Consider the following 11,384-nt stretch of genomic DNA (forward strand, 5'->3'; position numbering starts at 1 on the left):
ACTGAAGTCTCCACTACACCCCTCATCGCTACCTCCTCCCTCGTAGTAACGACTTCAGTCGTTACCTTTCTTCCATCCCGATTCACGGGTGCTCCCAACTTCGAGGAACGACTGAAGTCTCCACTACACCCCTCATCGCCACCTCCTCCCTCGTAGTAACGACTTCAGTCGTTACCTTTCCTCCATCTCGACTCACGGGTTCTCCCAACTTCGAGAAACGACTGAAGTCGTTACTACGTTAGTCATCCCAACCCTCACCAAAATCGCGGGGTGGATGAGCGATCCAATTCTCCCGCAACCAGTGCCGACCATAAGCTTCCTTGTAGATGTCCACACTCGACCAGGGCCAGTCAAAGGGATCTGAAACATAACCATGTTTTACGGGATTGAAATGAATGTAATTCAAAGCCCGGTAAAAATGCCTTGTATCCCGAATCATTCGGTCCTCGAACTTGTACCAGACCCGCCGCTGACCAACCAGATCATCCTCTAGATTCCACTGTCTTGATGTCCCGCCGTGAAGTTGCTGCAGGACAGCAGAAACAAGGTCGAGCGAAGAAACGTCAACGAGAATGTGATAGTGGTTTGGCAGGATGACCCACCCCGGAACATCAGCCCCGATCCTATCCATCGACTCCAACAAGCGCGCTTCAAATTCGGTCAGGCGCTCAGGGGTGTCCATGACTGGGACATGTTCGAAATTCGCCGCAGTGATCAAATACTCACCGGCCATCCGGAATGGATGGGGAGGCGCGTGAAGCGGGTAACCGCGCTCCCGACGCTGACGCACGATTTCTTCCCTCTCAAACATTGTCATCTCGCGATACCGATAGGGCATAATCGGGGGGACCTCATCCCCGTTTCATTTGCCAATGCCTGGGGGTTCGTGAAATTGACATGAAGTGCGCAGTAACGACTGAAGTCGTTACTACGACGTCAATGGCCTCCACTCGGAACGACTGAAGTCGTTACTACAACTTCAATGGCGTGTACTCGGAACGACTGAAGTCGTTACTACGATTCAAGCCCTTCTTCGATACATCACCTGGATTCCTTGTCGCCAATTCTCGTTGAGGCCCACCTTGATGACTTCGATTTCCGGGGGAAAATAATTGAGTATCCCTTCCGTGGTGGAGTGGAAACGAAAGGCCGGACCGACGAGGTACAAGACCGGCGGATGAGGCCCAACTCTGACCCCCGAGAAGTATCCCTGCCGCTCGAAATCACCCCGTTCGTGATGCCACTTAACCCTCGTCCAATAATCCAGCGCCTGAAGGGGTAAATTAATATCCTCCGCAACCTTCAGTTCGATCACCGCCAGTCGGCGTTCGCGAGTCAGGGTCAAGATATCGATGACGCCTCGGTCCAGTCCGGAAAACGCCGGGACCTGCGGATACACAAAGCCGGGGTCAAGGTCGAAATGAACCTGTCGAATGTCGGACAACACCATCGACTCCAGCCACCGCTCGGATTGGAGGCGGTAGTACGGGTGCCCGGGGGCAGGAGATCGCGGGCATCGAATCGCCTGCAGATCATTGATGAGGGAAGAGAGCTCTTCCTCGGACTCCTTTTCATAGATCTGCTCCATCGAGCCCACTCCAAATTTGAGCCGCGACAGCCTCTCTTCACCCAGCCGGGCAAATTCCAAGCCATGGAAACGGATCGAAAAGAGCCTCGATGCGGGCCGATGAACGATCTCCACCGAATCCAGTCTGGAACGGATAGGTGGCGGCAAGGCGTCGAAAGGAATCTGCTCAAAAGGCAACGGCACCTGGTCAACCCGCGATAACTTGGTCTCCACGTTGCCATAGTCGGCAAGATCGACGCGCGTCACCGTGCGCACGTCCTCTCCATACTCCATCAGGTCCACCCGCAGCCCTCCGCTCTCGAGGTAGGCCGCTCGAGTGGCCAACGTGGCTCCCCCTTTTTCCGGTACCAGCAATTTGAGCCCCACGACAGGTCGTCGGTCCCCATCCGAGCGCAATTGGTTCATCCATATCAAGGCAAAGCTCAGGCATGCATCCACCGTTGATTGGTCTTCCGCGGGATTGACTCCGAACACCGCCCATCGACCGTTCCTCTCCACCCCGATTCCACGGCAAAAATGCTCGGAAAAAGAACGGCTGAGATCCTTCGCTGAAATTGTTTTTTCGATCCGGATTTCTGGACAATAGGAATGGAAGATCTGAAGGAGTTGAGTCGGGAATCTCCGCCTCGAGGCTTTCCGTTCCGCCAGTACCGCTGAAGAAACGGTGGCATCGAACTCCAGATCAAAGGGAGGGGTGCCGCCATAAGCGACCTGAAGGACCAGGCGGTCCTTTTCGCACCCGTCCAGGCTTATGATTCGCCGCGTGATGGACTGGTCGGAGTTCCAAAATGTGACGAGGAGCTTTCCAAATTGAATCTCAAAGCAAAAATGCGAACCCTCAAGCTTGAGCATGCCGGCGCGGGGGTCACAAATGATCGTTCGGGGATGCGACAACAGGAACAACTCGAGCTGATCCTTGAGCTCAAGTAGTTTGTTCATTAGAGGAACCAGAGGGGGTCGGGGGTGGGTTTACGAACGTCTTTACACATTCATGATAGCGCGAAGCGCCTCTTCATCAAAGAGGAAAATTCTCCCCATCGACGAATCAGCGTTTATACCTCACGCGCTGAATCCGACCTATCGCAAAGACGCCATGTCGCATCGCAAGCCTTGGAACAAGAGGTAATCATGAAATCTTCGCGGTCGGGGCATCCACCGCGGCGGACGCCCTGACGTTGAATCATGCACGCTTTTGCAGCATTTTCAATGGAGAGGAAACCGGGATTAGGTTTCTTCCTCTTCCTCCTCTTTTCCTGCTCTTGCGGCCTTTGCAGTCTCTATGATCTTCTGTGAAATCTGACTCGGGACAATATCGTAGTGTGAGAATTCCATCGCGTAGGTGCCCCGGCCCTGTGTTGCAGAAGTGAGAACGGGCGCGTAGGTCAACATCTCAGCCATGGGAACCTGGGCCTTTATGATCTGATTGCCCGCACGGGAATCCATGCCCTGGATACGTCCGCGGCGTGAATTGAGGTCCCCCATCAGATCCCCCGCGTATTGCTCGGGGGCGATGATCTCCACATTCATGATGGGTTCAAGCAGGACCGGCTTGGCCTGTTCCATAGCCTTTTTGAACGCCAGTGAGCCGGCGATCTTAAAGGCCAGTTCCGACGAATCGACGTCATGATAGGAACCGTCATACAGGATGGTCCTGAAATCCACGACTGGATAGCCGGCCAGAAAGCCACGTGAGGCCGCGTCGATGATCCCCTTCTCAACCGCCGGGATGAAATTGCGGGGAATGGATCCCCCGAAGATCTCATTCACAAACTCGAAGCCCTGGCCCCGGGGGAGCGGTTCCATCTTGATTTTGCAGTCCCCATATTGTCCGTGGCCTCCGGTCTGCTTTTTGTGACGGCCCTGCGCATCCGCCTTCCCGACGACGGTCTCGCGGTAGGGCACCTTGGGAGTTTTCAACTTGACTTCCACCTGATAACGCCGCTTCAGCCGGGAGACGATAATCTCGATGTGCTGCTGACCCGTGCCGGAAAGAAGCAATTCATGGGTCTGAGGATCACGGCTGAACCGGAGGGCGAGATCTTCCTCCAGGATCTTGTGGATGGCGGTGCCGATGCGGTCTTCGTCCTGACGCGATTTCGGTTCAATCGCGAATGCGATGGCAGGCTCAGGAAATTTGACCGGGCGGTAATAGGTCGGATGCGCCTTGTCACCCAACGAGTCTCCGGTCAAAGTGTCTTTCAGCTTGGCCACTGCCCCAATATCCCCGGCCTTCAACTCGGGAACCGCGGTCGTGTTCTTTCCCTGGAGCACGCCAATGTGGGCCATCTTCTCGGAGGACCCGCGGGTGAAGTTCTGGACTGTGGCATCGTTCTTTAAGATGCCCGAGTACACCCGAAAATACGTGACCCGGCCTGCAAACGGGTCGGCCACCGTCTTGAAAACAAACATGGAAAGTGGCTCGTCTTCCGCCCCCTTGCGGGTGATCTCCTCTTCCCATTGAGCTGATTCATATCCCGCCACGGGCCGCGCATTGGCTGCGGGCATGTAATTGACAATCGCATCGAGAAGATTCTGAGCGCCGATGTTGTAATGGCCCGAAGCACACAGGACCGGCACGATGCGGCGCTCCAGGATGGCCTGCATCAGGCCCTTCTCGAGATCCTCCACGGGCAGCGTTCCTTTTTCAAAAAACTCCTCCATCAAGGCATCATTCCCCTCGGCAACCTGTTCTACCAGGGCCTCATGGGCCTTCTGTGCCGCTTCCTGCAATTCTGCCGGGATGGGACTCTCCGTCGCCTTGCCGCTGCCGGACGTGTCATAAAGGTAGGCCTTCATACTGACGAGATCGATGATCCCACGAAACGCCTTTTCCACCCCGATGGGAAGTTGAAGGGCGACAGAGGCCCGGCCGAAGTTCTGACGGATTGATTCCAGGGAGCGCTCAAAACTGGCGCGCTCCCGATCGAGTTTGTTCATGATGATCAGGCGGGGGAGGTTGAATTCATCCGCAAACGACCAGACCTTTTCGGTCTGCACCTCCACCCCGGCCACGGCATCAACCACCACGGCCGCCCCATCGGCCACACGCAAAGCCGCCCGAGTGTCGTTGATAAAGAACCCATATCCCGGTGTGTCGATGAAGTTGATCTTCGTTTTGTTCCATTCCGCGTAAGCGAGTGAAGAGCCGATGGTAATCTTTCGCTCAATCTCCTCTTCGTCATAGTCCGTGACCGTGGTCCCGTCGTCGACGCGGCCCAGCCGATTGACCATTCCTGAAGTGAATAACAAGCCGGAGACAATCGAGGTCTTGCCTGAACTTCCATGTCCCACAAAACAGAGATTGCGAATGTTTCCCCCCTCGTAGACCTTCACGCGTAACTCCTTTCAGGACAGGTAGATTTGAGAACGATTTTGAGAGATGATGGTGAGATCAAGCATTCTTGAGCGAGTGAAAAACCAGCATCCTACCATAGGAATTCGAAACGATTCAACCGAAATGGGTCAGCGGTTCACTCAGCTCCAGGGCTTTCGCAACGTGGATTGAGTGATTGTTTTTTCCGAACAAATCGGTACAATCAGGGCGCTTCAGCGGGCTCATCGCTCAACGCGCCTGCATACCGTATTCAGGAATCCGCCAGTCCCATGCAGGAAACCTTTCAAAAAATAGTCCACCTTTTTGTCCTGTACGGGTACTGGACGGTCTTCTTCGGCGTGATGCTCGAAAATGCGGGGCTCCCGGTTCCAGGGGAATCGGTTCTGCTGGTGGCCAGTTTTCTGGCCGCCCATAGTGGAGCAGTGGACCTGAAGATCGAATGGATCATCATCGTGGCCATTTGTGGCGCTACCCTGGGCGACAACTTCGGTTACTGGGTCGGCCGCCGCGGGGGCCGCCCCTTCCTCCACCGGCATGCGAGACACTTCTTCATTCGGAAACATCACATTGAGCAAGCCGAGCGCGTTTTCCATCGCTATGGAGCCTGGACGGTCTTCTTTGCGCGCTTCATTACCGGACTTCGCGTCGTGGCCGGACCCTTTGCGGGGATACTCCATCTGCCCTGGTCGAGGTTCCTGCTCTTCAATTTTACCGGCGCCGTCCTGTGGGCCACCGCCATCTCGTTGGTGGGATATTTCTTTGGGAGTCAATGGCCCGTCCTCTTGAAGATCATTAAGCAGGTCGACCTGATTGTTCTGGCGGTTCTCATCGTTCTCGCGGGCTTCCTTTATGTGCGACATCGCCTCCGGCGGCGAAAAGCACCGACCTTCTGAGAGGTCTCCCGCTCACTCTCCCCTCTTTTGAATCCTGTCCTGCATCGAGTTCAGGAGTTTGTTCGCGGTTTCATCCAGGCACTGTTGAATCCCCTGGACGACAGCCGCCACGGTGCGGACCGTCATGGGGCGAGAGCACTCCTCTTCCCCGCGCCAGAGGCCCTGGCCGGTCTTGGCGTCCACCAGCTCGACTTCCAGGGCCACTTCGGCTGAGACCTGCTTGCCCCGATCCACCTCTTCGAACCGTCGGACTCGACCTCGCAGTCTGTAGTCGGCCCTCTCGATATCCCGGGTGCCGCTGACGTTGGCATAGGCAGCGGAATCTTTCAAATGGTGAACAAAATAATTCGTCACCAGATCGACCGGCGGGCTGGTCCACCGCTCGTATTCGTAGTAATTCACTTCGTTCTCATTCTCGCGGTAGAGGATGCGGTCTTCCTGGAGCACCCGGTTGGCGCGGAAGCGGTCAACCATGATGGCCTTGGAGATCACCGCCCCGCCATTGGAATGGACATGCGGAGATTCCACAATGTAGTAGTGGGTCTTGGGGATTCCACAGCCCCCCGACATTGCGAGTACCAACAGGACGAGCCCTATCGCTAGCTTTTTGTTCATCCCTATCACTCCTGCCCCGAATAACCTGGGATATGTCGACTTCCGAATTCTCTCCGGAGGGGCGCTGGCAACGTCCTTCCGGCGTGAAGATTCTTCCCCCGGCGTCACTTGGGCACTTTCCGGTCCGGCATGGGTTTCACTCGAATCAGGCTGAACGGACGCTGTTTGATCGTTCCGGTGAACTCCGAGAGGTTCTCCGAACTGCGCCGAAAATTCTCAATCATAGTATCGATGTCGCTGCGGTTGGACGCCAGCGTGGAGTCGATTTCCTCCATTAATTTTCGGGCCTGGAGCAACGTCGTTTCCAGTTCAGCAAGGTCCTTCCTGATCTGGGGTCGATCCTCCACCACGGTGCCGTCGAGATGACCCACCAGGGCATCCAGCTTGGAGGTGGCCTTTCTGATGTCCTCCATCAAAGGATCCATTTTCTTGGAGGTGGACTGAAGGTTGGAGGTGATGGCATCAATCCGTGGCGAATTCTGACCGATCAAGGAATTGGTTCTTTCCAGAGCTTCCGAAAAATTCCTCCGGTTCCTTTCATTGGTTACTTCATTCAAATTTGACAACAACAAATCGGCCCGCGATGAAATCTGGTTGATGTTTTTGTCCAGGTCATTGATCAGCTTCTCGGCATTGTCTGAAAGGCCGTTGAATTTCGTGAGCAACGCGCTGAACTCCGGGGTTTCCTCCGAGCGGACGACGTCGCCCGGCTTGAGTGAGGGCGAGGTCTTGTTTCCGGGGCTGATTTCTATGTAATTCTCCCCCAGCGCATTGAGCGAGGCCAGCCGCGCGACGCTGTCGTTCTTCAGGGGAACCCCTTGCCGCAACCGCAACTCCACTTCGATGAGGGAAGGATCCTGGGGCGCGATATGCACACTGGCAACCTTTCCGACCTTGATCCCGCCAAAGCGGACGATGCTGTCGCTTTCAAGTCCTCCGGCAAACTTGAAATAGGTCCTGTATTGTTCGCTGTTGGGGCGGAAGGGATTGTAATGGACCATCATCGAGATCGTCACGATCAGAATGGCGCCCGCCGCCATCACCAAAATCCCCACCTTCACTTCATCGGATCTTTTTGCCATGATCTATCCCTCATTCCCCGGGGGGTCACGCCTCTTCCGTCAGGCTCTTTAAATATTTTTCTGCATCCTGCTCTTCGTGGTCCGGCTGGCGCTCCAGGAACTGTCGAACGCGTGGAAGGGTGCTGTGGCGCAGCTCGTCCGGCGTCCCCTCGGCAAGGATCGATCCCCGGTCAAGGACCACAATGCGGTCGGCAATCAGGAAGGCGCTCGTCAGTTCGTGGGTGACGACCACGATGGTCATATGGAAGGCATGTTTGAGTTTGAGGATCAGGTCATCGATCCCCGCTGCGATGATCGGGTCCAGCCCCGCCGACGGCTCATCGAACAGGAGAATTTCAGGGTCCATCGCGAGGGCCCTCGCAATTCCCGCCCGTTTCTTCATGCCACCACTCAACTGGGAAGGAGCGAAGGATTCAAACCCGGAAAGGCCGACCTGTTCCAGCTTGATCCGGGTCATGATCTGAATGGTCGAATCCTCAAGGTCGGTGTGCTCGCGCAACGGAAGGGCGACGTTTTCACCCACGCTCAGTGAATTCAGCAGAGCCGAACTCTGGAAAGCCATCCCGATTTTCTTTCGTATTTCATTGAACGCGTCCTCTGAAATGCGATTAATATTCTTGCCAAAAATGAAAACCTCTCCCGCCGTGGGCTCCTCCAGACCGACGATGTGGCGGAGCAGCGTGGACTTGCCCGACCCGCTCCCGCCCAGGATGACCAGGGTCTCGCCGCGACGAACTTCGAGATTGATCTCTTTCAGAACCTCCCGCCCCCCGAGGGTGCTGGACAGGTTCCGAATCAGAATAGAGACATGATTTTCAGTCGTTTCTGCCATGAGAAGTAATAACGGCGGCTCCCCGCGAAAGGAAATTGAGAACCCGTGCCCTCAGGGTCCAATTGCTTTTCCAGTCGAACATCGTGTTCGGGGGATCAACCTCCATTCGTGAAATAGAAAATAGCGGTGAAAATCATGTCGGCGGCAATCACGCTGAAGATAGATTTCACAACGGCCGAAGTCGTCGACCGGCCGACGCCTTCCGCCCCACCCCGCACTGAGAAACCCTCATAACATCCGATCTTTGTGATAATGACCGCGAACACCAGGCTCTTGACGAGGCCGGTCACGATGTCGCGGAGCACCAGCGCGTCCACCGTGGCCAGCAGGTAACCGCTCAAACTGGAGTCAAGATTGGTTATGGCGAAGAAGGCGCCGCCGAGGACCCCGGCGGTGTCGGCCACCACGGTCAGACAGGGCATCATCACCAGCATCGCGAGGTATTTTGGAACGACGAGAAACCGGATGGGATTCAGCCCCATCGTCTCAAGCGCATCGACTTCCTCCCCCACCTCCATGGTGCCGATCTCCGCGGCAAAGGCCGAGCCGGACCGTCCGATTACAATGATAGCGGTCAAGAGGGGGGCCAACTCGCGCGTCACGGTGATGGCCACCATGTCGACAACATAGTTCAGGGCCCCAAACTTGCGCAGTTCATACGCCCCCTGCAGCGCGATGATGATGCCAATAAAAGCCGAGATCAAGCAAACAATAGGAACGGCCTGGAAACCCACCACCACCATTTGCCGGATGGCCGCGCCCCACCGGACCCCCTTGCCGCGGAACGGAGCCACGAATGTCCAGTACGTGGCCTTGGAAAACATCTCCGCCAGGCCGCCCAGGTATCTGACAAAGGCGATGGATTGCCGGCCGACCAACATGGGAAGTGAAAACATAGGCCTCTTATCGATTCGGAGGGGAAATCGCCTCCTCAAAACCTCGGACCCGACGCCGGACCGCGCGAAGTCTCCCCCTTTGCCGCGTGCCCCCCGCTGACCTCCAAATGAATACCCCTCTAACCGTCGAGGGCTTCCCTCTCGTCCAAATGGATTTCGAAGACCTTGTCCAGTCGGGCCAGTTCAAGCACTTCCCGGGGAGCCTGTTGGAGTCCAAAAATCACAAAATGGCAGTTCTTGGAGCGGGCCAGTTGCAGCCCTTCAACCAGCGTCGCGATGCCTGAACTGTCGATGTAACTTACTTCGGTTAGATTGACCGCCACGCGCGACGCATCCTTGGCCTTGATGGCCTCCAACACCGCCGTGCGCATTTTCGAGGAAGAGGAAAGGTCGATCTGACCCTTCAAGTCGATCACCGATGCCACTCCCACCTTGCGAGTTCTCACTTCCATAGCCGCAGCCTTCTCCGCGAATCTTCAGGGTGATTCGCTCGTCCGTTTCCTGTGAAGGTACTTCACCATCCTCAGGATATTTCCGCAACCCTCCACGTGCTTGTAGGCCACCTCATCCATGATCGTCCGAATGAAATGAGTGCCCAATCCGCCCGGGCGCAACTCCTCCAGGGGACGCGGCTTGATCTTTCCCGCATCGATGGGCGGACCGCAATCCTGGAGGACAAACTCAATCTTATCGTGGGCGCTTTCGCACCGGATCTCGATCGATTGGCCGAGGTCCCCATGGTAAGTGTGTTTCATGATATTGGAGCACGCCTCATCCACCGCCAGAATAATCTGGTTCTCCTCTTCCCGGGAGCATTCCACCAACTCGCACACCTTTCCGACCATGGCGCGCACGATGGTCAGAAACTTTGGATCGGAGGAAATTTTGATTTCGATCATCCGGGGACCCGAGTCAATTCGAATTCCCACTCAACGAAAAACTGAGCTTCATGTTCTTGGCATAGACCGCCCCCACCACGGCTGGGGCGACGGAATTCAGAAGGTACGAAAGAAACGTGGCGTTGAAGGCGGCGGCCGAAGAAACCCCGAACAGGGCCAACAGGGCGATCGCCGTTCCCTCACGCAGCCCCAGGCCGCTGAGCGTGACAGGGGCGACATTGGTCAGCAGAACCAGCGGGAACACAAACAGGATCACGGAAAAAGGAACAGCGACAAAGCACCGGAGCAAAACGTAAAAAGTCACCAGATCGACGAAGGTCATACAGCAGCTGAGCACGAAATTCTGTGCGATCGCCCGAGGGCCGAGGTTTTTCTCCACTTCCTCAACGTTGGAAATTCGCGCCCCCAGCCAACCGTTCTTGAAGCGACGGCGGAGCATTCCCAGGAACGATTCAAAACGAATGACGATAAGCGCCATGACTCCCAACGTCAACGCCAGCCCAATTCGGAAGACGGGGCTGACCCGGGAAGTGGCGCCCACAGAAGCAAACAACAGGATCACCAGGAGATCCACCAACCGGTCGAGGAAGGTCAGGGCACCCACTTGCGTCTTGGTCCCCTTTCCGAAGAACAGGGCACGGCTCAATTCCCCCACCCGGGCCGGCGTCACCAGCGCGAAGGCCATGCCCCCGAGCAGACTCACCAACGATTGCTTCGGGCTGCAGATCTGCAACCCGCCCTTCACCAGGATGTGCCACTTCCACCACCGCAGCGAAAGCATCAACACCCCGAGCCCCACCGCGATGATCAGCCCGTCGAAATTTGCCTCCCGCAGCGTATGAAGGATCTGCCTCGGATGAATCTTCCAGAGCAGAAAGGCGAGGAGGATCGCTGAAACGGCAATTTTAAATTTGGTCATGAACTCCGTGAACCGAATTGTGCTCCACACCGCCGGAAGCCCGCCGATGTGCCGCCCTGATTCACGATGCGTCAACCGCCTGCACCGAATAGGATTGAGCTGCCGACCTGATGCGATTCAAGTATTGCAGAGTACCACTCTCCAATGAATAGGCCCTCGTATTGTATGCCTGAGGTGTGTCAAAGGACGGCGGTAATGTAACAAAAAACCGGGCTGAATAAAACCGAAATCCCGAAAGAGCGTTTCTCTTCCTTCGCCGTCCGCCGTTCCAGAGCGTCTGATGATGGCCACCCGTTTTAGAGGAGTAACGACTGAAGTCGTTACTA

At 56.0% G+C, this 11,384-nt stretch carries 11 protein-coding genes; 1 reads left to right on the top strand and 10 read right to left on the bottom strand.

The annotated features are described in order from the left end of the window. Window positions 1-238: 238 nt before the first annotated feature. From LAO21_21330 to fusA, 3 genes are all read right to left on the bottom strand, one after another. The gene (locus LAO21_21330; GenBank protein MBZ5555263.1) at window positions 239-838 is read right to left on the bottom strand and encodes a transposase; all 600 of its coding nucleotides are present in this window, start codon (window positions 836-838) and stop codon (window positions 239-241) included. Window positions 839-1,021: 183 nt separating this feature from the next. After that, a complete protein-coding gene (locus LAO21_21335; GenBank protein MBZ5555264.1) occupies window positions 1,022-2,527 on the bottom strand; it encodes a hypothetical protein in 1,506 nt (501 codons plus the stop codon). Window positions 2,528-2,812: 285 nt separating this feature from the next. Beyond that, window positions 2,813-4,921, bottom strand: a complete 2,109-nt coding sequence (gene fusA, locus LAO21_21340) for an elongation factor G (GenBank protein ID MBZ5555265.1) — start codon at window positions 4,919-4,921, stop codon at window positions 2,813-2,815. 270 nt (window positions 4,922-5,191) lie between these two features. Between fusA and LAO21_21345 the strand changes: the two genes are divergently transcribed. After that, complete coding sequence (locus LAO21_21345) at window positions 5,192-5,815, top strand: DedA family protein (GenBank protein MBZ5555266.1); 624 nt, start codon at window positions 5,192-5,194, stop codon at window positions 5,813-5,815. A 12-nt stretch (window positions 5,816-5,827) separates the two neighbouring features. Here LAO21_21345 and LAO21_21350 read toward each other — a convergent pair whose 3' ends face one another. The 7 genes from LAO21_21350 to LAO21_21380 all read right to left on the bottom strand — a co-directional run bounded on the left by LAO21_21350 (window position 5,828) and on the right by LAO21_21380 (window position 11,058). Next, window positions 5,828-6,430: an ABC-type transport auxiliary lipoprotein family protein gene (locus tag LAO21_21350; protein ID MBZ5555267.1), complete on the bottom strand. Its 603-nt coding sequence runs from the start codon at window positions 6,428-6,430 to the stop codon at window positions 5,828-5,830. Between the two features lie 104 nt (window positions 6,431-6,534). Next, window positions 6,535-7,512, bottom strand: coding sequence for an MCE family protein (locus LAO21_21355; GenBank protein ID MBZ5555268.1), 978 nt, complete (start codon window positions 7,510-7,512; stop codon window positions 6,535-6,537). Window positions 7,513-7,537: 25 nt separating this feature from the next. Further along, complete coding sequence (locus LAO21_21360; protein ID MBZ5555269.1) at window positions 7,538-8,344, bottom strand: ABC transporter ATP-binding protein; 807 nt, start codon at window positions 8,342-8,344, stop codon at window positions 7,538-7,540. Between the two features lie 95 nt (window positions 8,345-8,439). Beyond that, window positions 8,440-9,240: an ABC transporter permease gene (locus LAO21_21365; protein MBZ5555270.1), complete on the bottom strand. Its 801-nt coding sequence runs from the start codon at window positions 9,238-9,240 to the stop codon at window positions 8,440-8,442. A gap of 119 nt (window positions 9,241-9,359) precedes the next feature. Continuing rightward, on the bottom strand, window positions 9,360-9,692 hold the full coding sequence (locus LAO21_21370; GenBank protein ID MBZ5555271.1) for an STAS domain-containing protein: 333 nt from the start codon (window positions 9,690-9,692) through the stop codon (window positions 9,360-9,362). A 24-nt stretch (window positions 9,693-9,716) separates the two neighbouring features. Next, complete coding sequence (locus tag LAO21_21375) at window positions 9,717-10,139, bottom strand: ATP-binding protein (GenBank protein ID MBZ5555272.1); 423 nt, start codon at window positions 10,137-10,139, stop codon at window positions 9,717-9,719. A gap of 13 nt (window positions 10,140-10,152) precedes the next feature. Beyond that, entirely contained in the window at window positions 10,153-11,058 is a 906-nt protein-coding gene (locus tag LAO21_21380) for a flippase-like domain-containing protein (GenBank protein ID MBZ5555273.1), read from the bottom strand. Between the last annotated feature and the right edge of the window lie 326 nt (window positions 11,059-11,384).

It is taken from the genome of Terriglobia bacterium, from assembly GCA_020073085.1.
Taxonomy (GTDB): domain Bacteria; phylum Acidobacteriota; class Terriglobia; order JAIQFV01; family JAIQFV01; genus JAIQFV01.